Below are 21,919 nucleotides of genomic sequence, written 5' to 3' on the forward strand. Positions count from 1 at the left end.
AGTGAAACGCCGTAGCGCCGATGGTAGTGTGGGGTCTCCCCATGCGAGAGTAGGGAACTGCCAGGCATCAAATTAAGCAGAAGGCCATCCGTCAGGATGGCCTTTTTGCATTATTGCAGAAAAAACCGGATGCGACGCTGGCGCGTCTTATTGTTTTATCTGTGCCCGTCCTGAATAGCGTAGGCAGTAAAAACCACCGAATGGTCTGGCTAAGAAATAAAGACCCTACACATTTCCTTGTATACGCCAGATGTTCGCCCATTTCCATACGACAACCTCACCTGAAATCCTTCCTGCCATCCTGAATAATCATTCTCTTGCTAACCAAATTCGCAATTATGGTTGCACAAGCACATGTAACAAATGTATAACATTTGCCTTACTAAATAATAAACAACATCGACCGACAAAAGCATCGGATTATGGCAGGAGAAATATTGGCATGGCAGAAAGCACTGTAACGGCAGACAGCAAACTGACAAGTAGTGATACTCGTCGCCGCATCTGGGCAATAGTAGGGGCCTCTTCAGGTAACCTGGTCGAATGGTTCGATTTTTATGTCTACTCATTCTGTTCCCTCTACTTCGCCCACATCTTTTTCCCTTCAGGTAATACGACCACTCAACTACTGCAAACAGCAGGCGTTTTTGCTGCGGGCTTTCTGATGCGTCCAATAGGTGGCTGGCTATTTGGACGCATAGCCGATAAACATGGTCGTAAAAAATCAATGTTGTTATCGGTGTGTATGATGTGTTTCGGATCACTGGTTATCGCCTGTCTGCCAGGTTATGAAACTATCGGTACCTGGGCTCCAGCATTATTGCTTCTCGCGCGTTTATTCCAGGGATTATCCGTTGGTGGAGAATATGGCACCAGCGCCACTTATATGAGTGAAGTTGCTGTTGAAGGGCGCAAAGGGTTCTATGCTTCGTTCCAGTATGTCACGCTAATTGGCGGTCAGTTGCTGGCCTTACTGGTTGTGGTGGTTTTACAACATACTATGGAAGATTCTGCTCTCAGAGAGTGGGGATGGCGCATTCCTTTTGCGTTAGGAGCGGTGTTAGCCATTGTAGCGTTGTGGTTACGCCGTCAATTAGATGAAACTTCGCAACAAGAAACGCGCGCTTTAAAAGAAGCGGGTTCAATGAAGGGATTATGGCGCAATCGCCGTGCATTCATTATGGTTCTCGGCTTCACTGCTGCGGGTTCCCTTTGTTTCTATACCTTTACCACCTATATGCAGAAGTATCTGGTGAATACTGCGGGAATGCACGCCAACGTAGCAAGCGGCATTATGACTGCGGCATTGTTTGTATTTATGCTCATTCAACCGCTCATTGGCGCGCTGTCAGATAAGATTGGTCGCCGAACCTCAATGTTATGTTTTGGCTCTTTGGCCGCTATTTTTACCGTCCCCATACTGTCAGCATTGCAGAACGTCTCCTCTCCTTATGCCGCTTTTGGTCTGGTGATGTGCGCCTTGCTGATTGTGAGTTTTTATACATCAATCAGCGGGATACTGAAGGCTGAGATGTTTCCGGCACAGGTTCGCGCATTAGGCGTTGGTCTGTCATATGCGGTCGCCAATGCTATATTTGGTGGTTCGGCGGAGTATGTAGCGTTGTCGCTGAAATCGATAGGAATGGAAACGGCATTCTTCTGGTATGTGACATTGATGGCCGTGGTGGCGTTTCTGGTTTCTTTGATGCTGCACCGCAAAGGGAAGGGGATGCGTCTTTAGTGATGCGCTATTTGCCAGACGGTATAGCCGGTGGTTGCACCGGCTACATCCCATGTAAAATCTTTCCAGCTCCAGCCGCTCCCTTCGGGGCGGCTATCCCAAAGTTCTTTTGACGTTCCCAACCCTACAGAGAACATCAGCCCGAACATTGCGCTGCGGTCGCGACTCATCCCCTGATGCTGTGCGTATTCATTTCCTGCGGCGGAAAGCATCGCCGAGGCGATAAAGTGTTGAGCTTTATCCTGCCCGTGCCAGCTATCGTAAGCCATGTGGCTGCAACCAGAAAGTAACAATAGCGAACAGACAAAAAGAATACGCAACGCGGCCTCCAAAAAAAACAAACCCCGTACAGGACGGGTTCAGATTACAGGATACGGCTAATTAATCGGTCGATGCGGATGCGGCGCAAACGGCGGATAAGTTTGCGAACTTTCACCGGATAATCGGCAATACTTTGCAGATCGCGGTAGTGCTTAACAATGGTGGTATGCTCGCGGATCAGATCCAGTTCTTTTTCACGCTGCGGCGCAAGCTCCAGTTGCGGATCGTGGATCAAAATGGCGTTTTCCAGATCCAGACGCCAGGCGCGTGGATTCAGGTTATTGCCAGTTACCAGCATCCACTTATCATCAACCCACATTCCTTTCAGGTGATAAGTATTATCGTCATCTTTCCACAAACGGACCACTAACTGGTCGGTATTGACGTAATACTGCAAACGACTCAGGAAGCGACGCAGATTGATCTCATAAAGATAAGGCAACGCGCCAATTATCTTGAATGGTTCATCTTCCGGGATATAGAAGTCATTCGCGGTTTTATCACCAACGATAATTTCGACCTTTTTCCCTTCACGCAGCAACTGGATGATATTGCGCACCAGGATTGCCGGGAGGTTGAAGTATGGCGTGCAGATAGTCAGTTTCTGTTCTGCACAAGGCATCAGATGGAAAATGGTCTTGTTCAACAGACTCGATTTCCCCAGGCCCACCAACGGCGTGACGGAAAGTTGATCGTTATCAGCATCTCCCTGGAAATGATAAGCGGCATCACGCAACTCCTGGCGGAACAGGCGAATGTCGTTCTTGATTTCCGGACTTTTTGGGCGATGTTCATCATCCAGACGGTTAACACCGCGACCATTCATAATATTCTGCGTAACCCATTCAAACATAATGTCTGACATCTTACGGTTACGAATCAGATGATAACGGTCGTAGCGGTATTTGTCGTGCTGATGCAGATAAACATCGTTCAGACTGGCACCGCTGTAAAGTACGCTATCGTCGATGATAAAGCCTTTAAAATGCAGAACACCCAGGGCTTCACGGGTATTGATGGGAACGCCATAAACCGGAACATCTACGCCCGGATTTTCCTGCGCCATGCGGCAGTACCAGTCAGCGTTAGTATTAGATGCCGCAGCGCCAATGCGTCCACGTTGCGCACGATGCCAGTCGACCAGCACCCGCACATCCAGTTCCGGACGCTGCCGTTTAGCCTCATAGAGCGCGCTCAGAATGCCTTTGCCACCATCATCCTGTTCGAGATACAGGGCAACAATGCAAATGCGCTGCTTCGCGCTGGCTATTTTTTCCAGCAGCGTCTCCCGGAAGTCGGCGGGAGCGTAAAAGAAATCGACATCATCAACTGATTGAGAAATCTTGGGTAGTTGGGCAAGGTGTTGTTGATGTTTATTACGCTTAAATTTTGACAACATCACAGTGCATTTCTTCTCTGTTCATTGAAGGGTCCTCTGTGCAATGCAGACGACATAAGCGGGCAATAATAACATCAGACCCGATTAAGTGGTCAACATTTCCAGTACCTTACTCATGATTCCTCGCGCTGGGCAAGATTTAGCGTAAGCCCAACGATCCCCTCTTCGAGCTGGATATCAACGTTAAACCCGAGCTTGCGGGCCAGCGCCACCATGCCACGATTGTTTGGCATCGTAATACCATTCAGACGTTGCAGTCCGTGATCTCGCGTATAGGTAATCAACTTTTCCATCAGTCGCCGACCTAATCCTAACCCTTTGAGATCCGAGCGAACCAGTACGGCAAATTCAGCATCAATGTTATCAGGGTCGGAGATCGCGCGTGTGACGCCGAGGATCTCTTCCGTTTGATCAATACGTCGCACCGCCACAAATGCCATTTCCCGATCGTAGTCGATCTGTGTCATGTTAGCTAAATCTTCATGGGTAAATTCGTTGATCTCGCTAAAGTAGCGATAATAAAGATCTTCTTTGGTGACTCGTGAAATGAATTGCTGAAGCTGTGGCTCATCCTCTGGCAAAATCGGGCGGAACAAGCAGCGTTCGCCGTTTTTCAATTCCACCCATTCTTCCAGCTGATGCGGGTACGGGCGCACTGCCAGCCGACTCTCGTTATCGCCTGCAAACGGTGCAATATCGAGCGTGACATCCAGCGCGGTAAATTCACTGCCAGAAGCCAGCAAAGGATGAATATCCAGACGCTGAATTTCCGGGCAATCGACAATCAAGTTGGAAACCTGCACCAGAAGCTGGCTCAAGCCTGCAACATCCAATGGACGTAGCGCACTGCGCGCACGAATCTTTTTACTTTTGATTCCCTGAATGACCAGATAGCGGGCCAGGTTCATGTTTAGCGGCGGTAGCGCGACGACGGCTTGATCTTCAGGGCGCCACTCCACACCGCCTTCACCCAGCATGATCAGCGGTCCGAAAACCGGATCCTGCTCAACCACTACCCGCAACTCTTGAGCGCCCGCACGGTTAGCCATACTTTGCACCAGCAAACCGTGGATCCGCGCCTGCGGCCAGGCCATTTTTACGCGATCGAAAATAGCGTTCGCGGCTTGCTGTACTTCATTGGCTGTACGCAAGTAAAGCATTACGCCCTGAACTTCCGATTTATGTGGAATATCCGGCGAGCGCAATTTCAGCGCCACCGGATAACCAATCTGTTCAGCAATATGCACCGCTTCGGTACTATCGCTGGCAATCCAGGTGGGAAGCGTGTTCATACCATACGCTTGCAGGATTGGCTGTACCTCATGGGTATCGAGCGACGTTGCCCCTTCGGCAATAGCCTGTTGCAACAGAAGATGCGCTTCTGCGGTATTGGAAGTCAGATTGCTGGGCAGCGCCGGCGTTTCGCGTAGTTGCTTCTGATTACGCCGATACTCAACCATATGCATAAAAGCAGTGATGGTTCCTTCCGGGGTACGGTAGGTCGGCAGCCCGGCTTCGCTGAATAAACGTCGTGCCTCTTGCGAGGAGTGCTCGCCGCACCAGTTCGTCAGCAGGGAGACATACTTGCTGCGAGGGTGATGTTTTACCGCTTCAATTAATGCTTGCGCGCTTTCTGTTGCGGGCGCAGCGGCACTGGGCGAGTGAATAACCATCAGCGCATCAAAATCCTGACTGTGGAGCAGAATATCCAGCGTTTTAATATAGTGCTCACTGCTGGCGTCATCGCGCAGATCAAGCGGGTTAGAGATTACTACATGTTCTGGCAACGCATCGCGTAGTTTCTGGCAAGTTTCTTCGCTTAGCGCTGCCAGTTTGCCATTGCGTGACCATAAGGCATCCAGCGCCAGCGCAGCTGGCGCTGCACCGTTGCTGATAATCATCAGTCGGTCGCCACGCAATGGGCGCATATGGCTAAGGGTTTCCACCGCCGAAAACAGTTCGTGAGTGTCCTGTACTCGTAATAAACCGGCACGCTGAATAGCCGCATCCCATGCCGGGTCCATTCCTGCCGTCGTATTCAGCAGTCGCTGTGCTGCCGGGCTACGTCCGCTTTTAATTACCAGAATCGGTTTATTACGCGAGGCGCTACGGGCAGCCGAAACAAAGCGCCGCGCGTCGCTTAATTGTTCGAGATAGAGCAGGATGGCGCTGGTTTTACTGTCGCGCGCCAGGTAATCGAGCAATTCATCAACGTCGATATCCAGGCTATCGCCGAGCGCAATAAAATACGAAAAACCCATTTCACGCTGTTGCGCCCAGTCGAGAATGGTGTTGGAAACAGCAGCCGATTGCGAAATAAACGCCAGTTTGCCGCGTTTGATTGGTACGGGCGAAAAGCTGGCATTCAGACCTTGCCACGGCGCCAGTAATCCCAGACTGTTTGGCCCAAGCAAGCGCATGTTATGGCGCTGGGCGCAGGCACGGAGATCTTCATGTTGCGATGCCGGGGCAGAAAGAATAATGCAGGTTTTACAGCCTTTCTCGCCGAGTTCTTCCAGAAGCGCCAGATTGCGGCTGGCATTGGTACACAGCACTGCAAGGTCGGGCGTAAATGGCAGACTGGCGATGTCCGGCCAGGCCAGTACACCTTGTACCGCTTTCCAGGCAGGCGTCACCGGTAACACCGGTCCGTTAAAGCCTCCCGCCAGCAGGTTACGCATCATCAGGTAACCTGCGCGATTAGGTTTCATCGATGCGCCAATTACCGCTATCGATTTTGGTCGCAGTAGTGCTTCCAGTCCTCGCTGACTCATACCAGTCTCCCGCAGAAGTGACTGAATGATTCTAAACGCTTTCTAACTGTTCTGCTGTGATGCTACCCAGATGTTGCGTTTTTCCTGCCAGATAGCGTGTTTTAAAGCGAGTGAAATGCTCGCCTAAGCTGACCGCAGCCCCGGTATCGCCCGCCATATCTAAAAGTGCGATAGCCACTTCAGCGGTACAATATTGGCCTTCAGCCTGGGCTTCACGCAGGCGATAAGCAGAAAGCCGGGAAAGATCGACGGAAATGACGGGAAGATTATCCAGATACGGACTTTTACGAAACATCTTGCGAGCTTCCGGCCAGGTGCCATCGAGCATGATAAACAGCGGTGGCTTACCAGAAGGCGGAGTGAAAATGACTTCCCGTTGTTCATCGGCATACGAGGCGGGAAAAACCACCATTGGCTGATATTCCGGATTCTGTACCAGATCCAGCAGTTCTTGCGATGGTTCGGTGCGCGACCATTGAAACGCGATGGTATCCGGCAAGATATCGGCAATCAAACGTCCCGTATTGCTGGGCTTCATCGGCTCGGTGTCGAACATCAGCAAACAAAAGCGGCTTTTTGCTTCCGCTGGCGTGATCGTTGAACAGAGACATAATTTCTCTGGTAAAAGACAACGTTGGCAACGACGAACGCGATTACCACGGGCAAGAAAAGGACGCGTTGCGCGCGCAATACGCTCGGCGCGTAACTGGAGAACAGCGTTTTCGGTCATAAGAGAGCGTCGAAAAAACGCCATTGTCGCAGAGGAGAAAACGGGGTACAAGAGATGCGCCCCGACAAGATTAAAGCGATTCGTTCAGCCAGCTATCGAAAGGTGCTTTCGGTACTGCGCCATTAAGCATGTCGATAACCTGACCGTTTTTGAAAATCATGATCGTTGGAATACTGCGAATACCAAAGCGACTGCTTAATTCTCGTTCAGCTTCGGTATTCACTTTCACAAAGCGCACTTTACCGCTACGCTCTTGCGCAACATCTTCAAAAATTGGCGCGAAATTACGGCAAGGGCCGCACCACGGCGCCCAGAAGTCGATCACCACAGGCAGATCGTCTTTCAGTAATTTGTCGAGCGTTTCACTGGTCGCATTAATCACCTCTCCGTCAAACAGGTTGTGACCGCAGCGTCCACATTTTGCCGCATCTTCGATCCGATCGTCGGGAATGCGATTGATGGCCTGACAATGGGTACAAACGGTATTCATATCTAACCTCGGGATGAGTAAGGAGACTTATCGGTAACGACACAGGTATGTTTCTAATATGTTACATATTATCGAGGGCATTGTTCCAGACAACAATCTGTTTTATTCAATGGGTATGATAGTCACAGGCTTTGGAACGAAATCATGGCGAACCGCGCGCACTTCGGGTAATCTGCGCGCTTCGCGCAGCGCTGGTGGAGAAAAGCATGAACGATGAAATGAAAAGCAAAAGCGGCAAGGTCAAAGTGATGTATGTCCGCAGTGATGATGATTCTGATAAACGTACTCATAACCCGCGTACCGGGAAAGGGGGCGGGCGTCCAGGAAAATCTCGTGCCGACGGTGGCCGTCGCCCCGCCCGCGATGACAAACAGAGTCAGCTTCGTGACCGCAAGTGGGAAGAGTCGCCGTGGCGCACGGTTTCCCGCGCGCCGGGTGATGAGACGCCGGAAAAGGCCGATCACGGTGGCATCAGTGGTAAAAGTTTTATTGATCCGGAAGTGTTGCGTCGTCAGCGTGCGGAAGAAACTCGTGTCTACGGCGAAAATGCATGTCAGGCACTGTTCCAGAGCCGCCCGGAAGCAATTGTTCGCGCCTGGTTTATCCAGAGCGTAACGCCGCGTTTTAAAGAGGCATTGCGCTGGATGGCGGCAAACCGCAAAGCGTACCATGTGGTGGATGAAGCCGAACTGACAAAAGCGTCAGGCACGGAACATCACGGTGGCGTTTGCTTTCTGATCAAAAAACGTAACGGCACAACCGTGCAGCAGTGGGTAAGTCAGGCCGGTGCGCAGGATTGTGTACTGGCGCTGGAAAACGAATCTAACCCGCATAACCTGGGCGGCATGATGCGTAGCTGTGCGCACTTTGGCGTGAAAGGCGTTGTGGTGCAGGATGCTGCGTTGCTGGAATCGGGGGCGGCTATCCGTACCGCAGAAGGCGGCGCAGAACATGTTCAGCCGATTACTGGCGACAACATTGTTAACGTACTGGATGATTTCCGTCAGGCGGGCTACACCGTGGTGACCACTTCCAGCGAGCAAGGTAAACCGCTGTTCAAAACCAGTCTGCCAGAAAAAATGGTGCTGGTGCTGGGTCAGGAATATGAAGGGTTACCGGATGCCGCACGCGATCCGAACGATTTGCGCGTGAAGATTGACGGTACTGGCAACGTTGCTGGACTGAATATCTCTGTTGCAACCGGCGTTCTTCTTGGCGAATGGTGGCGTCAGAATAAAGCCTGATAAATCAGCCGGGTGGCAGTTCTGCCATCCGGCATTTTCCCGTTAATTTACTCACTCTCTGCCGGTAATACTGGCATCCAGTCAATCGGCGTCTCGCCACGTTGTTCCAGCCACTGATTTGCCAGCACAAAATGGTTACAGCCAAAGAATCCACGATGCGCAGAAAGCGGTGACGGATGCGGTGCTTTCAGCACGTGATGGCGTTGCTTATCTATAATCGCCCCTTTCTTTTGTGCATGCGATCCCCACAACAAAAATACCACGCCTTCGCGATGCTGATTAATCAGACTGATGACTTTATCAGTAAATGTCTCCCAACCGAGGCTGGCGTGGGAATGCGCCTGGCCTGCACGTACAGTCAATACGGTATTGAGCAGCAGGACACCCTGACGCGCCCAGCTTTCAAGATAGCCATGAGTAGGGCGAGTAAAGCCTGGGATAGTATTTTCCAGCTCTTTATACATATTCAGCAGTGACGGTGGTGTCGGAATGCCGGGGCGAACGGAAAATGCCAGACCATGCGCCTGTCCTGGTCCGTGATAAGGATCCTGGCCGAGAATCACCACTTTAACGTCCCCCAACTCTGTAAAGCGGAACGCGTTAAAGACATCTTTTTGTGGCGGATAGATAGTGATACCGGACTGCCGCTCGCTGGCGACGGTCTGAAGGGTGTTAAGAAAATAGGGTTGCTGCTTCTCTTCAGCCAGCACGTCATGCCAGGTTAATTCGTTAGCCATCTCGCTCTCCTGCGAATCTTCAATTCGCCTAGCTTAACTGCTTCTTTCTACAGAACAAAACCAAGCTCGCTTTTTAGCCAAAAATACGTGAAAAAAAATGTAAATTGGTAAAATTTCACATCCGCATAAGTTGATGTAAAACAATAAAATCCATTTGCGACCATATTTGATGTGTGGTTTTTATTGATTTAAATCAAAGAATCAGGGGTCTTTGAGGAGTATATATACACTCAAGCAACAATGGTTTTACCAATTGGCCGCGACAGGCCGATCAAATCAAATAAATTTTGCCGGGGAGGCATCACATGATTACAGGTATCCAGATTACTAAAGCCGCTAACGACGATCTGCTGAACTCTTTCTGGCTGCTGGACAGCGAAAAAGGCGAAGCGCGTTGCATCGTTGCGAAAGCAGGTTTTGCAGAAGACGAAGTGGTTGCAGTAAGCAAGCTGGGTGACATTGAATACCGTGAAGTTCCAGTAGAAGTTAAACCAGAAGTTCGCGTAGAAGGTGGTCAGCACCTGAACGTAAACGTTCTGCGTCGTGAAACTCTGGAAGATGCAGTTAAGCATCCGGAAAAATATCCGCAGCTGACTATCCGTGTATCCGGTTATGCAGTTCGCTTTAACTCTCTGACTCCGGAACAGCAGCGCGACGTTATCGCTCGTACCTTTACTGAAAGCCTGTAAGGCTTAAGTCAGATATATCAGAAGCGGAAGAGGGCAACCTCTTCCGTTTTTTTGTTTATTAATAGAAAATACGAACCGCGCAATAGACCAGAAGCAGCGCCAGCACGATATTTAACAGATGACCATACTGGCGAAACAATCGCTGAAACAGATGCCCCGCCAACGCCCAGCATACATTGCCAAACGTCCCAATCATTGCCAGCAAAACGCTGACGCCAACTACCCAGCTTAACGCCTGCGTTTGCGGCAGGACAAATGTCGATAGTGCCGTAATGCCGTACAAAATGATTTTGACGTTCACAAACTGTAGCGCAAAGCTTGCCCAAAAGCTGATCGGTTTTGCCTGTAGCCCGTCTTCCTTTGTTGGGCTGGTAGCGATTTTCCACGCCAGCCAGACAATATATGCCGCCCCCGCCCAACTTAACAGATGCACTGCTGCCGGGTCGATAACAGCCAGTGAAAACGAAATTCCCGCACACAGCAGCATGACGATTAAAAATCCCAGACTCATCCCTGCCAGTACGCGGGTACTCTGACGAAACCCATGCGACGTGGCAGAACTAAGGGCGAGAATATTGTTTGGTCCTGGTGTAAGGGCAGTAATCAGTGTGTAGGTCCAAAAAGCACTTAAAAGGGTCGGTGTCACTTGTTATCTCCTCTGTTTTAGTAGACAGTACCCGACACAAAACATTTAAAAAAATGAATGTTTTCACATTCTAAATTCGATATTTTCGATAGGTTTGGGATTATGGATCTGCGCCGTTTTATTACCCTAAAAACCGTGGTGGAAGAGGGTTCCTTTTTGCGTGCTTCGCAAAAATTGTGCTGCACACAGTCGACGGTTACCTTTCATATTCAGCAGCTTGAACAGGAGTTTTCGGTCCAGTTGTTTGAGAAAATTGGTCGACGGATGTGCCTCACTCGCGAAGGAAAAAAGCTGCTGCCGCACATTTATGAACTCACCAGAGTGATGGAAACGCTTCGCGAAGCTGCCAAAAAAGAGTCTGATCCGGACGGAGAACTGCGCGTTGTTTCGGGGGAAACGTTACTCTCTTACCGTATGCCGCAAGTGTTGCAGCGTTTTCGACAACGAGCGCCAAAAGTGCGTTTATCATTGCAGTCGCTGAACTGTTATGTGATCCGTGATGCACTACTGAATGATGAGGCAGACGTCGGCGTCTTTTATCGCGTAGGGAATGATGATGCACTGAACCGACGTGAGTTGGGTGAACAATCGCTGGTGCTGGTGGCTTCACCGCAAGTTGCAGATGTTGATTTTACTGAGCCGGGTAGGCATAACGTCTGTAGCTTTATTATCAACGAACCGCAATGTGTCTTCCGGCAGATCTTTGAAAGCACGCTGCGCCAGCGGCGCATCACGGTGGAAAACACCATTGAGCTTATAAGCATCGAAAGTATCAAGCGTTGTGTTGCGGCAAATATCGGTGTCAGCTACTTGCCACGCTTTGCGGTGGCAAAAGAGCTTGAAAGCGGTGAATTAATTGAATTGCCCTTCGGTGAACCGTCGCAGACCATTACAGCAATGTGCGCACACCATGCCGGAAAAGCGGTTAGCCCGGCGATGCACACTTTTATTCAGTGTGTTGAAGAGTGTTTTTTGCCGTTATAAAAATAATGCCGGGATTAAGCCCGGCATTATGATTACTCTTCTGTCGTTTGCGGCGGCACGCCCGTTCCGCTTGGTTTGCGGCGCTTACCAATATTTTTGGTATCGCGATGGCGTTTTTTCACCCGCGGCTTCTCTTTCTCTTTAGCCTTTTTCTTCTCGGCACGTTTCGCCAGTACTTTCTTAGATGGCTTGCCAGTCTGTTTCTCGCTTGGCGCACGCGTTTTCGGGCGTAACTCATCAATTACGCGAGCTTTAATCGGCTCTTCAATGTAACGGCCAACTTTGCCCAGCAGTAGATGGTCATGAGCTTCAACCAGCGAAATCGCAGTGCCTTTACGGCCAGCGCGAGCGGTACGCCCGATACGGTGCAAATAAGTATCGCCACTGCGCGGCATATCGAAGTTAAAGACGTGGCTGACATCCGGAATGTCGATACCGCGTGCAGCAACGTCGGTAGCAACCAGCACGTTAACGCGACCTTCGGTCAGACGTTTAATCGCTTCATTACGCTTGCCTTGTACCATCTCACCTTCGAGATAGCAGTTGTTGATGCCCGCTTCGCGCAGCCAGTTTGCCAGTTCATGCACACGCTCACGCTTACGCACAAATACGATTGAGCGAGTCGCTTCAGGCTGTTTTAACAGATGCACCAGCAACGCGGTTTTATGCTCAAGATCATCGGCGCGGTAATACCACTGATGGATCTTTTTGCGCTCACGAGTGGAAGGATTAGCAGAAACTTCCACCGGATCTTCCAGCAGACGCTCGGCAAAATCCTGAATCGCATCGCCTTCCAGCGTTGCGGAGAAGAGCAGGGTCTGTTTACGCCAGCGCGTTTCGCCAGCAATATGTTCGATATCCTGAGCGAAGCCCATATCCAGCATACGGTCCGCTTCGTCGAGGATCAGCGTTTCAACCGCGCGGCAATCGAAATTCTCTTCTTTTATGTATTGCAGCAGACGTCCGGTCGTGGCGACCACGATGTCCTGGTTTTCGCTGAACACTTCTGCGTGGTTCATATAGGCCACGCCGCCGGTGATAGTGGCGATATCGAGATGCGTATGTTTCGCCAGTTCGCGGGCATGATCGGCCACCTGCATCGCCAGTTCGCGAGTTGGGGTGAGGATCAAAATACGCGGTGGACCGGATTTCTTACGTGGGAAATCGAGCAGGTGCTGCAACGCTGGCAGCAGATACGCCGCCGTTTTACCGGTGCCTGTCGGCGCAGAACCGAGTACATCACGGCCATCGAGCGCAGGCGGAATGGCGGCAGCCTGAATGGCGGTCGGGCGAGTGAAACCTTTATCCTGGAGGGCTTCCAGCAGGCTTTCGTCGAGTTCAAGTTCGGAAAAAGTCGTTACAGTCATGTTCTACCTCTGTGTGGGGCGCTGATTATAGACGTTACGGCTGCAATCTTCATCTGTTTGTATGGATATCACTTCTCAGGTATTGTTCTTACCCGGTGCTATCGCCGTTTTTTCAGCAAGGTTTTATTTTCATGTCACAGTCTACATCCGTGCTTCGTCGTAATGGATTTACTTTTAAACAGTTTTTTGTCGCACATGATCGCTGTGCAATGAAAGTGGGAACGGATGGTATTTTGCTTGGCGCATGGGCTCCTGTGGCTGGGGTAAAACGCTGCCTTGATATCGGCAGCGGTAGCGGCTTATTGGCTTTGATGCTGGCGCAGCGCACCGATGACAGCGTGATAATCGATGCGGTTGAAATTGAAAACGAAGCGGCTGCCCAGGCGCGGGAAAATTTCGCTCAGTCCCCGTGGGCAGAGCGGATTAACGTCCATACGGCGGATATTCAGCAGTGGATAACACAGCAGACAACGCGCTTTGATTTAATCATCAGCAACCCGCCCTATTATGAGCAGGGAGTGGAGTGTGCGACACCGCAGCGGGAACAGGCGCGCTATACCACCACGCTGGATCATCAATCCTTGCTGACCTGCGCGGCAGAATGCATTACCGAAGAGGGATTTTTCTGCGTGGTGCTGCCAGAGCAAATCGGTAATAGTTTTACTGAGCTGGCATTAAGTATGGGGTGGCATTTACGTTTGCGAACGGATGTGGCAGAAAACGAAGCACGATTGCCGCACCGGGTGCTGCTGGCATTCTCCCCACTGGCGGGGGAGTGCTTTTGCGATCGCTTAGTCATTCGTGGGCCAGACCAGAACTATTCTGAAGCGTATACGGCGCTGACCCAGGCCTTTTATCTATTTATGTAATGATTGACGGGGGTGAGAATCGACGGACCGGAATGCGTGAGTAGCTCCGGGTAATCCAGCGTGAAATGCAACCCCCGACTCTCCTTGCGCATCATTGAACAGCGAACAATCAACTCGGCAACCTGCACCAGATTACGCAGTTCCAGCAAATTATTCGACACGCGGAAGTGGGCGTAATATTCGTCTATTTCCTGTTGCAACATATTGATACGCCGCAGGGCGCGCTCAAGACGTTTTGTTGTGCGCACAATGCCTACGTAATCCCACATAAACAAGCGTAACTCGTGCCAGTTATGTTGAATCACCACCAGTTCATCAGGATTCTCAACGCGGCTTTCATCCCAGGGTGGCAGGCTGCTGACGCCGCGCGCATAAGGCATACGTTTTGTGATATCTTCCGCCGCCGACCAGCCATAGACCAGACACTCCAGCAAGGAGTTAGAGGCCATGCGGTTAGCACCATGTAATCCTGTATAACTCACTTCTCCAATGGCATACAGGCCATCAACATCCGTGCGTCCATGATTATCAACCATTACACCGCCGCAGGTATAGTGCGCAGCAGGCACAATCGGCACCGGTTCTTTCGTGAGATCAATACCCAGCCCCAACAACTTTTCATAGATCATCGGGAAATGCTGGCGAATAAATTCGGCGGGCTTATGGCTGATATCAAGGAACATACAATCCGCGCCGAGGCGTTTCATCTCATGGTCAATGGCGCGGGCGACAATATCGCGCGGGGCCAGTTCGCCGCGATCATCAAAATCAGGCATAAAACGTGTGCCGTCCGGGCGTTTCAAATAAGCTCCTTCGCCGCGTAAGGCTTCCGTTAACAGGAAATTCCGTGCCTGTGGATGGTACAGCGCGGTAGGGTGAAACTGATTAAATTCGAGATTGGCGACCCGGCAACCAGCACGCCAGGCCATGGCAATACCATCACCAGAGGAAATATCCGGATTGGTGGTGTACTGATAAACCTTCGACGCGCCGCCAGTTGCCAGCACCACTGCTTTGGCGTGGCAAGTTTCCACTGTTTCTTTATTACGGTTCCAAACCCACGCGCCGACAACCCTTCGCGTTCCAGGCAAACCAATCTTGTCAGAAACAATCAGATCAACCGCATTGCTGCGTTCCAGCACATGAATATTCGGATGGTTCTGCGCCTTGCTCACCAGCGTGGTTTCTACTTCTCTACCGGTGGCGTCGGCAGCATGAAGAATACGACGGTGACTATGCCCACCTTCACGGGTCAGATGATAGCTCTCTTCGCCATTTGGCTGGACGTGGGTATCAAACAACACTCCCTGATCAATTAGCCATTGCACGCAGGAACGCGCGTTGCTGGCGACAAACTCAACCGCATGGCGATCGCAAATTCCGGCGCCAGCAATCAATGTGTCTTCCACATGCGAGTCAATGCTGTCAGTTTCATCAAACACGGCGGCGATTCCGCCCTGGGCATAAAATGTTGAGCCTTCCGTTACCGGGCCTTTGCTAAGAACGATGATCCGATGCTGGTCAGCCAGACGTAGTGCCAGTGAAAGCCCGGCTGCGCCGCTACCGATAATCAACACATCGCAAGAATGTTCAGGAAGAGTATTCATTTTGTTTGTTTAATTTACTAAACACGATTTGGTCATCATAGCAGCACATTGTGTAATTAAACACCTGTTATTTTAATATTTGTTACAATGGCTAAACAGGAAGATCCTGGGCGGTGGAAAAAAGAGAAGTTGCTTGCTGGCGGAGGATTAGGTGGTGAAATAAAAAGGCCGTTGGGGTACTCTTCAGGCAGTTAAATGGGCATTTCTACACAGATAATGCGATGTTCAGATTCTGTAGACTTATAATGATAGATAATGATCCGTCTACAGCATGACAAACAAAAACAGATGCGTTACGGAACTTTACAAAAACGAGACACTCTAACCTTTTGCTTGCTCAAATTGCAGCTAATGGAGTGGCGTTTCGATAGCGCGTGGAAATTTGGTTTGGGGAGACTTTACCTCGGATGAGCGAGCAGTTAACGGACCAGGTCCTGGTTGAACGGGTCCAGAAGGGAGATCAGAAAGCTTTTAACTTACTGGTAGTGCGCTATCAGCATAAAGTGGCGAGTCTGGTTTCCCGCTATGTGCCGTCGGGTGATGTTCCCGATGTGGTACAAGAAGCTTTTATTAAAGCCTATCGTGCGCTGGATTCGTTCCGGGGAGATAGTGCTTTTTATACATGGCTGTATCGGATAGCTGTCAATACAGCGAAAAATTACCTGGTTGCTCAGGGGCGTCGTCCACCTTCCAGTGATGTGGATGCCATTGAAGCAGAAAACTTCGAAAGTGGCGGCGCGCTGAAAGAAATTTCGAACCCTGAGAACTTAATGTTGTCAGAAGAACTGAGACAGATAGTTTTCCGAACTATTGAGTCCCTCCCGGAAGATTTACGCATGGCAATAACCTTGCGGGAGTTGGATGGCCTGAGCTATGAAGAGATAGCCGCTATCATGGATTGTCCGGTAGGTACGGTGCGTTCACGTATCTTCCGAGCGAGGGAAGCTATTGATAATAAAGTTCAACCGCTTATCAGGCGTTGACGATAGCGGGATACTGGATAAGGGTATTAGGCATGCAGAAAGAACAACTTTCCGCTTTAATGGATGGCGAAACGCTGGATAGTGAGCTGCTTAACGAACTGGCTCACAACCCGGAAATGCAGAAAACCTGGGAAAGCTATCACTTAATCCGTGACTCTATGCGGGGTGATACTCCTGAGTTGCTTCATTTCGATATCTCATCACGCGTGATGGCCGCCATTGAAGAAGAGCCAGTTCGTCAACCGACGATATTGATCCCAGAGGCCCAGCCTGCACCGCATCAATGGCAGAAAATGCCATTCTGGCAGAAAGTACGTCCGTGGGCGGCACAGCTTACCCAAATGGGCGTAGCGGCATGTGTATCGCTTGCAGTTATCGTTGGCGTCCAGCACTATAATGGACAATCTGAAACGTCCCAGCAGCCCGAAACACCGGTATTTAATACTCTGCCGATGATGGGTAAAGCCAGCCCGGTAAGCCTGGGGGGACCTTCTGAAGCGACGACCGCGAGCAATGGTCAGCAGCAACAGGTACAGGAGCAGCGTCGTCGCATTAATGCCATGTTGCAGGATTACGAACTGCAACGTCGACTCCACTCCGAACAGCTTCAGTTTGAGCAGGCCCAGACACAGCAAGCCGCTGTACAGGTGCCAGGAATTCAAACTTTAGGAACGCAATCGCAGTAATGAAGCAACTTTGGTTTGCCATGTCATTAGTGACAGGTAGCCTGTTATTCTCTGCTAACGCCTCGGCCACTCCCGCGTCCGGGGCGTTATTACAGCAGATGAACCTGGCTAGTCAGTCACTGAATTACGAGCTGTCATTCATCAGCATCAATAAACAAGGTGTTGAGTCTCTGCGTTATCGACATGCACGCCTCGATAACCGTCCGCTTGCACAGTTGTTGCAAATGGATGGCCCGCGCCGGGAAGTGGTACAGCGCGGCAATGAAATCAGCTACTTTGAGCCGGGCCTTGAACCGTTTACTCTTAATGGCGATTACATTGTTGATTCTCTGCCATCGCTCATCTATACCGATTTCAAACGCCTTTCTCCTTACTACGACTTTATCTCCGTGGGACGCACTCGTATTGCTGATCGTCTTTGCGAAGTCATTCGCGTAGTCGCCCGTGATGGTACACGCTACAGCTACATTGTGTGGATGGACACCGAATCGAAATTACCGATGCGGGTTGATCTCCTTGATCGCGATGGCGAAACGCTGGAACAATTTCGCGTGATTGCTTTTAACGTCAATCAGGATATCAGCAGCAGTATGCAGACGCTGGCGAAGGCGAACTTGCCGCCACTGCTTTCTGTTCCTGTAGGTGAAAAAGCCAAATTCAACTGGACTCCAACCTGGTTACCGCAGGGGTTTAGCGAAGTCTCCAGTAGCCGACGCCCGTTGCCCACGATGGACAATATGCCCATCGAATCACGTCTCTATTCTGACGGGTTGTTCAGCTTCTCGGTAAACGTTAACCGCGCGACGCCGTCGAGCACCGATCAGATGTTGCGAACCGGACGCCGAACAGTCAGCACCAGCATACGTGACAACGCGGAAATCACTATTGTTGGTGAACTACCGCCGCAAACGGCGAAACGCATCGCCGAGAACATTAAGTTCGGGGCCGCGCAATGATCAAAGAGTGGGCTACTGTCGTCTCCTGGCAAAACGGGCAGGCGCTGGTCAGTTGTGATGTCAAAGCCTCATGCAGCAGCTGCGCTTCCCGTGCTGGCTGCGGCAGCCGCGTGTTGAATAAACTTGGTCCGCAAACCACACATACCATCGTCGTACCCTGTGATGAACCGTTAGTGCCGGGGCAAAAAGTGGAATTAGGAATCGCTGAAGGTAGCCTGCTTAGTTCCGCATTGCTGGTTTATATGTCGCCGCTGGTGGGATTGTTCCTTGTTGCTTCGTTATTTCAGCTACTCTTTGCTTCAGACATTGCGGCGTTATGCGGCGCAATTCTTGGTGGCGTTGGTGGATTCCTGATTGCGCGCGGCTACTCGCGAAAGTTTGCTGCCCGGGCTGAATGGCAACCGATCATTTTAAGCGTGGCATTGCCGCCAGGCCTTGTGCGGTTTGAAACATCTTCGGAAGACGCGAGCCAGTGATTTCACTGGCTTTGTCGCATTTTGCATAACAAATGCGAGGACGTTTCCAGATACTACAATCCATACGGTATGAACATTTCCTCGCCTCAATGTTGTAGTGTAGAATGCGGCCTTTCTATTAATACAGACGTTAAGCTCAGAACAGCGACTTCTAAAAGCCTGGTTAACCGGGCATTAAGGCACAATAATCATACTTTATGAAGAATATACGTAACTTTTCGATCATTGCTCACATTGACCACGGTAAATCGACGCTGTCTGACCGTATTATCCAGATCTGCGGTGGCCTGTCTGACCGTGAAATGGAGGCGCAGGTTCTCGATTCCATGGATCTTGAGCGTGAGCGTGGCATCACCATCAAAGCGCAGAGCGTGACGCTGGACTACAAAGCGTCTGACGGCGAAACCTATCAGCTTAACTTTATCGACACTCCAGGCCACGTTGACTTCTCCTATGAAGTTTCCCGTTCTCTGGCCGCCTGCGAAGGCGCATTGCTGGTGGTCGACGCCGGGCAGGGCGTAGAAGCGCAAACTCTGGCGAACTGCTACACCGCGATGGAGATGGATCTCGAAGTGGTGCCGGTACTGAACAAGATTGACTTACCGGCAGCCGATCCTGAACGCGTGGCGGAAGAAATTGAAGATATTGTTGGCATCGATGCCACCGACGCGGTGCGCTGTTCAGCGAAAACCGGCGTTGGCGTGCAGGACGTTCTCGAACGTCTGGTGCGCGACATTCCACCGCCGGAAGGCGATCCAGAAGGTCCGTTACAGGCGCTGATTATCGACTCCTGGTTCGATAACTACCTGGGCGTGGTTTCACTTATCCGTATTAAAAACGGCACCCTGCGTAAGGGCGACAAAGTGAAAGTTATGAGCACCGGGCAGACCTATAACGCCGACCGCCTGGGGATCTTCACGCCGAAACAGGTTGATCGTACTGAACTGAAATGCGGCGAAGTAGGTTGGCTGGTGTGTGCGATCAAAGACATCCACGGCGCACCGGTAGGCGATACCTTAACGCTGGCGCGTAATCCGGCAGAAAAAGCGTTGCCTGGGTTTAAGAAAGTTAAACCGCAGGTTTATGCGGGCTTGTTCCCGGTAAGTTCCGACGACTATGAAGCCTTCCGTGACGCGTTGGGCAAACTCAGCCTGAACGACGCCTCACTGTTCTATGAGCCAGAAAGCTCTACGGCGCTGGGCTTTGGTTTCCGCTGCGGCTTCCTCGGCCTGCTGCACATGGAGATCATTCAGGAACGTCTGGAACGTGAATACGATCTGGACCTGATTACCACAGCACCGACAGTAGTGTATGAAGTTGAAACTACGGCAAAAGAAGTTATCTACGTCGACAGCCCATCCAAGCTGCCAGCGGTAAATAACATCTACGAACTGCGCGAGCCGATTGCAGAGTGTCACATGCTGCTGCCGCAAGCGTATCTCGGTAACGTCATTACCCTGTGCGTGGAAAAACGCGGTGTACAGACCAACATGGTCTATCACGGAAACCAGGTAGCGCTGACGTACGAGATCCCGATGGCGGAAGTGGTGCTTGATTTCTTCGACCGACTGAAATCAACCTCGCGTGGCTATGCGTCTTTGGATTACAACTTCAAACGCTTCCAGGCTTCTGACATGGTGCGTGTTGACGTCTTAATCAACGGTGAACGTGTTGATGCGCTGGCATTGATCACCCACCGTGATAATTCGCAAAATCGTGGTCGCGAGCTGGTGGAGAAGATGAAAGATCTGATCCCACGCCAGCAGTTTGATATCGCTATTCAGGCAGCGATTGGTACGCACATCATTGCGCGTTCCACCGTGAAGCAGCTGCGTAAAAACGTACTGGCTAAATGCTATGGTGGTGATATTAGCCGTAAGAAAAAGCTGCTGCAGAAGCAGAAAGAAGGTAAGAAACGTATGAAGCAGATAGGTAACGTCGAGCTGCCGCAAGAAGCGTTCCTTGCCATTCTGCACGTCGGCAAAGACAACAAATAACCCTTAGGAGTTGGCATGGCGAATATGTTTGCCCTGATTCTGGTGATTGCCACACTGGTGACGGGCATTTTATGGTGCGTGGATAAATTCTTTTTCGCACCTAAACGACGGGAACGTCAGGCAGCGGCGCAAGCGGCTGCCGGGGATTCACTGGATAAAGCAACCCTGAAAAAGGTTGCGCCGAAGCCAGGCTGGCTGGAAACCGGGGCTTCTGTATTTCCGGTGCTGGCTATCGTATTGATTGTGCGTTCATTTATTTATGAACCGTTCCAGATCCCGTCAGGTTCGATGATGCCGACTCTATTAATCGGTGACTTCATTCTGGTAGAGAAATTTGCTTACGGCATTAAAGATCCTATTTACCAGAAAACATTGATCGAAACCGGTCATCCGAAACGTGGCGATATCGTGGTCTTCAAATACCCGGAAGATCCGAAGCTTGATTATATCAAGCGAGCGGTAGGTTTACCGGGCGATAAAGTCACTTATGATCCGGTGGCGAAAGAAGTGACCATTCAACCAGGATGCAGTTCCGGTCAGGCGTGTGAAAACGCGCTACCAGTAACTTATTCCAACGTTGAACCGAGCGATTTCGTACAGACCTTCTCGCGTCGTAACGGCGGGGAAGCGACCAGTGGCTTCTTTGAAGTGCCGAAAAACGAAACTAAAGAAAATGGTATTCGTCTTTCTGAACGTAAAGAGACGCTGGGCGATGTAACGCATCGTATCCTGACTGTACCCATCGCCCAGGATCAGGTAGGGATGTATTACCAGCAGCCAGGGCAGCAACTGGCAACCTGGATTGTTCCGCCGGGTCAATATTTCATGATGGGTGACAACCGCGATAACAGCGCGGACAGCCGTTACTGGGGCTTTGTGCCGGAAGCGAATCTGGTCGGTCGGGCAACGGCTATCTGGATGAGTTTCGATAAGCAAGAAGGTGAATGGCCGACAGGTGTGCGCTTAAGTCGCATCGGTGGCATCCATTAATTGCTGTTTCTCGTTCACGTTGTCGTCATTCTGGCGGCAACGTGAATTATTTATGAGATAAATCTCCCCAGGCTAACGACATCCCTTATCGTTGTGTATAGAATATTCCCCCGAAGTTTAAGGTTGGCGCCTTCTGGTTGCCACGGCACACGAAACAGCGTTGATTTCCACATATGGCGTAATGAATCCGCAACAAAGCGGTTAACAGAGCCTATGTGTATCAGGTCTGTTTC

21 protein-coding genes are annotated in these 21,919 nt (G+C 50.8%); 12 read left to right on the top strand and 9 right to left on the bottom strand.

The annotated features are described in order from the left end of the window. Positions 1–442: 442 nt before the first annotated feature. Positions 443–1,741, top strand: coding sequence for an alpha-ketoglutarate permease (kgtP, locus tag H9644_RS15240; RefSeq protein ID WP_191775200.1), 1,299 nt, complete (start codon positions 443–445; stop codon positions 1,739–1,741). Here the strand turns inward: kgtP and H9644_RS15245 are convergent. The 5 genes from H9644_RS15245 to trxC form a co-directional block, all read right to left on the bottom strand. Continuing rightward, complete coding sequence (locus H9644_RS15245) at positions 1,738–2,061, bottom strand: YfiM family lipoprotein (RefSeq protein WP_074399450.1); 324 nt, start codon at positions 2,059–2,061, stop codon at positions 1,738–1,740. The genes kgtP and H9644_RS15245 overlap by 4 nt on opposite strands. Before the next feature lie 44 nt (positions 2,062–2,105). Then, positions 2,106–3,461, bottom strand: coding sequence for a CDP-diacylglycerol--serine O-phosphatidyltransferase (gene pssA / locus H9644_RS15250; RefSeq protein WP_064526119.1), 1,356 nt, complete (start codon positions 3,459–3,461; stop codon positions 2,106–2,108). A 113-nt stretch (positions 3,462–3,574) separates the two neighbouring features. Then, positions 3,575–6,235 (bottom strand): peptidyl-lysine N-acetyltransferase PatZ, encoded by a 2,661-nt coding sequence (gene patZ / locus H9644_RS15255; RefSeq protein ID WP_191775204.1) that lies wholly within the window; start codon positions 6,233–6,235, stop codon positions 3,575–3,577. A 31-nt stretch (positions 6,236–6,266) separates the two neighbouring features. Next, on the bottom strand, positions 6,267–6,965 hold the full coding sequence (gene tapT, locus H9644_RS15260; RefSeq protein ID WP_064526123.1) for a tRNA-uridine aminocarboxypropyltransferase: 699 nt from the start codon (positions 6,963–6,965) through the stop codon (positions 6,267–6,269). Positions 6,966–7,035: 70 nt separating this feature from the next. After that, entirely contained in the window at positions 7,036–7,455 is a 420-nt protein-coding gene (gene trxC / locus H9644_RS15265) for a thioredoxin TrxC (RefSeq protein WP_191775205.1), read from the bottom strand. Positions 7,456–7,661: 206 nt separating this feature from the next. On the opposite strand from trxC, the gene H9644_RS15270 reads away from it, so the two are divergent. Then, positions 7,662–8,699: a tRNA/rRNA methyltransferase gene (locus H9644_RS15270; RefSeq protein ID WP_191775206.1), complete on the top strand. Its 1,038-nt coding sequence runs from the start codon at positions 7,662–7,664 to the stop codon at positions 8,697–8,699. A gap of 47 nt (positions 8,700–8,746) precedes the next feature. Here the strand turns inward: H9644_RS15270 and ung are convergent, their stop codons facing one another. Continuing rightward, on the bottom strand, positions 8,747–9,436 hold the full coding sequence (ung, locus tag H9644_RS15275; protein ID WP_130237953.1) for a uracil-DNA glycosylase: 690 nt from the start codon (positions 9,434–9,436) through the stop codon (positions 8,747–8,749). Positions 9,437–9,741: 305 nt separating this feature from the next. Here ung and grcA point away from each other — a divergent pair, with 305 nt between their 5' ends. Beyond that, positions 9,742–10,125: an autonomous glycyl radical cofactor GrcA gene (gene grcA, locus H9644_RS15280; protein ID WP_000627804.1), complete on the top strand. Its 384-nt coding sequence runs from the start codon at positions 9,742–9,744 to the stop codon at positions 10,123–10,125. 58 nt (positions 10,126–10,183) lie between these two features. Here grcA and eamB read toward each other — a convergent pair whose 3' ends face one another. After that, positions 10,184–10,771, bottom strand: a complete 588-nt coding sequence (gene eamB / locus H9644_RS15285) for a cysteine/O-acetylserine transporter (RefSeq protein ID WP_064526133.1) — start codon at positions 10,769–10,771, stop codon at positions 10,184–10,186. 102 nt (positions 10,772–10,873) lie between these two features. Between eamB and H9644_RS15290 the strand changes: the two genes are divergently transcribed. Beyond that, on the top strand, positions 10,874–11,755 hold the full coding sequence (locus H9644_RS15290; protein ID WP_191775208.1) for a LysR family transcriptional regulator: 882 nt from the start codon (positions 10,874–10,876) through the stop codon (positions 11,753–11,755). Between the two features lie 32 nt (positions 11,756–11,787). Here the strand turns inward: H9644_RS15290 and srmB are convergent, their stop codons facing one another. Then, positions 11,788–13,122: an ATP-dependent RNA helicase SrmB gene (gene srmB, locus H9644_RS15295; protein WP_000219193.1), complete on the bottom strand. Its 1,335-nt coding sequence runs from the start codon at positions 13,120–13,122 to the stop codon at positions 11,788–11,790. A 131-nt stretch (positions 13,123–13,253) separates the two neighbouring features. Between srmB and trmN the strand changes: the two genes are divergently transcribed. Then, a complete protein-coding gene (trmN, locus tag H9644_RS15300; RefSeq protein ID WP_064526137.1) occupies positions 13,254–13,991 on the top strand; it encodes a tRNA(1)(Val) (adenine(37)-N(6))-methyltransferase TrmN in 738 nt (245 codons plus the stop codon). Here trmN and nadB read toward each other — a convergent pair. Further along, positions 13,976–15,598: an L-aspartate oxidase gene (gene nadB / locus H9644_RS15305; protein WP_064526139.1), complete on the bottom strand. Its 1,623-nt coding sequence runs from the start codon at positions 15,596–15,598 to the stop codon at positions 13,976–13,978. The two genes, trmN and nadB, sit on opposite strands and share 16 nt — an antisense overlap. Before the next feature lie 255 nt (positions 15,599–15,853). Between nadB and rseD the strand changes: the two genes are divergently transcribed. The 7 genes from rseD to lepB all read left to right on the top strand — a co-directional run bounded on the left by rseD (position 15,854) and on the right by lepB (position 21,686). After that, entirely contained in the window at positions 15,854–16,009 is a 156-nt protein-coding gene (gene rseD / locus H9644_RS15310; RefSeq protein WP_064526141.1) for a rpoE leader peptide RseD, read from the top strand. Continuing rightward, complete coding sequence (gene rpoE, locus H9644_RS15315; RefSeq protein ID WP_001295364.1) at positions 16,006–16,581, top strand: RNA polymerase sigma factor RpoE; 576 nt, start codon at positions 16,006–16,008, stop codon at positions 16,579–16,581. Before rseD ends, rpoE begins: the two co-directional genes overlap by 4 nt. A gap of 32 nt (positions 16,582–16,613) precedes the next feature. Further along, a complete protein-coding gene (gene rseA, locus H9644_RS15320; RefSeq protein ID WP_191775210.1) occupies positions 16,614–17,267 on the top strand; it encodes an anti-sigma-E factor RseA in 654 nt (217 codons plus the stop codon). Beyond that, complete coding sequence (gene rseB / locus H9644_RS15325; RefSeq protein WP_064526144.1) at positions 17,267–18,223, top strand: sigma-E factor regulatory protein RseB; 957 nt, start codon at positions 17,267–17,269, stop codon at positions 18,221–18,223. The genes rseA and rseB overlap by 1 nt, the downstream gene beginning before the upstream one ends. After that, positions 18,220–18,699 carry a SoxR-reducing system protein RseC gene (gene rseC, locus H9644_RS15330; protein ID WP_064526146.1) on the top strand — a complete coding sequence of 160 codons (480 nt, stop codon included), beginning with the start codon at positions 18,220–18,222 and terminating at the stop codon, positions 18,697–18,699. Before rseB ends, rseC begins: the two co-directional genes overlap by 4 nt. A gap of 197 nt (positions 18,700–18,896) precedes the next feature. After that, positions 18,897–20,696 carry a translation elongation factor 4 gene (gene lepA, locus H9644_RS15335; RefSeq protein ID WP_000790173.1) on the top strand — a complete coding sequence of 600 codons (1,800 nt, stop codon included), beginning with the start codon at positions 18,897–18,899 and terminating at the stop codon, positions 20,694–20,696. Positions 20,697–20,711: 15 nt separating this feature from the next. After that, on the top strand, positions 20,712–21,686 hold the full coding sequence (gene lepB, locus H9644_RS15340) for a signal peptidase I (protein WP_000002532.1): 975 nt from the start codon (positions 20,712–20,714) through the stop codon (positions 21,684–21,686). Positions 21,687–21,919 lie beyond the last annotated feature (233 nt).

Origin of the sequence: Escherichia whittamii (genome assembly GCF_014836715.1) — a bacterium.
GTDB classification, from domain to species: Bacteria; Pseudomonadota; Gammaproteobacteria; order Enterobacterales; family Enterobacteriaceae; genus Escherichia; species Escherichia whittamii.

What these genes read in the sequence shown, in the direction of transcription:
- kgtP (WP_191775200.1), top strand. Translation starts at nt 443, where the DNA reads ATGGCAGAAAGCACTGTAACGGCAGACAGCAAACTGACAAGTAGTGAT.
- pssA (WP_064526119.1), bottom strand. Translation starts at nt 3,461, where the DNA reads ATGTTGTCAAAATTTAAGCGTAATAAACATCAACAACACCTTGCCCAA.
- patZ (WP_191775204.1), bottom strand. Translation starts at nt 6,235, where the DNA reads ATGAGTCAGCGAGGACTGGAAGCACTACTGCGACCAAAATCGATAGCG.
- tapT (WP_064526123.1), bottom strand. Translation starts at nt 6,965, where the DNA reads ATGACCGAAAACGCTGTTCTCCAGTTACGCGCCGAGCGTATTGCGCGC.
- trxC (WP_191775205.1), bottom strand. Translation starts at nt 7,455, where the DNA reads ATGAATACCGTTTGTACCCATTGTCAGGCCATCAATCGCATTCCCGAC.
- H9644_RS15270 (WP_191775206.1), top strand. Translation starts at nt 7,662, where the DNA reads ATGAACGATGAAATGAAAAGCAAAAGCGGCAAGGTCAAAGTGATGTAT.
- ung (WP_130237953.1), bottom strand. Translation starts at nt 9,436, where the DNA reads ATGGCTAACGAATTAACCTGGCATGACGTGCTGGCTGAAGAGAAGCAG.
- grcA (WP_000627804.1), top strand. Translation starts at nt 9,742, where the DNA reads ATGATTACAGGTATCCAGATTACTAAAGCCGCTAACGACGATCTGCTG.
- H9644_RS15290 (WP_191775208.1), top strand. Translation starts at nt 10,874, where the DNA reads ATGGATCTGCGCCGTTTTATTACCCTAAAAACCGTGGTGGAAGAGGGT.
- srmB (WP_000219193.1), bottom strand. Translation starts at nt 13,122, where the DNA reads ATGACTGTAACGACTTTTTCCGAACTTGAACTCGACGAAAGCCTGCTG.
- trmN (WP_064526137.1), top strand. Translation starts at nt 13,254, where the DNA reads ATGTCACAGTCTACATCCGTGCTTCGTCGTAATGGATTTACTTTTAAA.
- nadB (WP_064526139.1), bottom strand. Translation starts at nt 15,598, where the DNA reads ATGAATACTCTTCCTGAACATTCTTGCGATGTGTTGATTATCGGTAGC.
- rseD (WP_064526141.1), top strand. Translation starts at nt 15,854, where the DNA reads ATGATCCGTCTACAGCATGACAAACAAAAACAGATGCGTTACGGAACT.
- rpoE (WP_001295364.1), top strand. Translation starts at nt 16,006, where the DNA reads ATGAGCGAGCAGTTAACGGACCAGGTCCTGGTTGAACGGGTCCAGAAG.
- rseA (WP_191775210.1), top strand. Translation starts at nt 16,614, where the DNA reads ATGCAGAAAGAACAACTTTCCGCTTTAATGGATGGCGAAACGCTGGAT.
- rseB (WP_064526144.1), top strand. Translation starts at nt 17,267, where the DNA reads ATGAAGCAACTTTGGTTTGCCATGTCATTAGTGACAGGTAGCCTGTTA.
- rseC (WP_064526146.1), top strand. Translation starts at nt 18,220, where the DNA reads ATGATCAAAGAGTGGGCTACTGTCGTCTCCTGGCAAAACGGGCAGGCG.
- lepA (WP_000790173.1), top strand. Translation starts at nt 18,897, where the DNA reads ATGAAGAATATACGTAACTTTTCGATCATTGCTCACATTGACCACGGT.
- lepB (WP_000002532.1), top strand. Translation starts at nt 20,712, where the DNA reads ATGGCGAATATGTTTGCCCTGATTCTGGTGATTGCCACACTGGTGACG.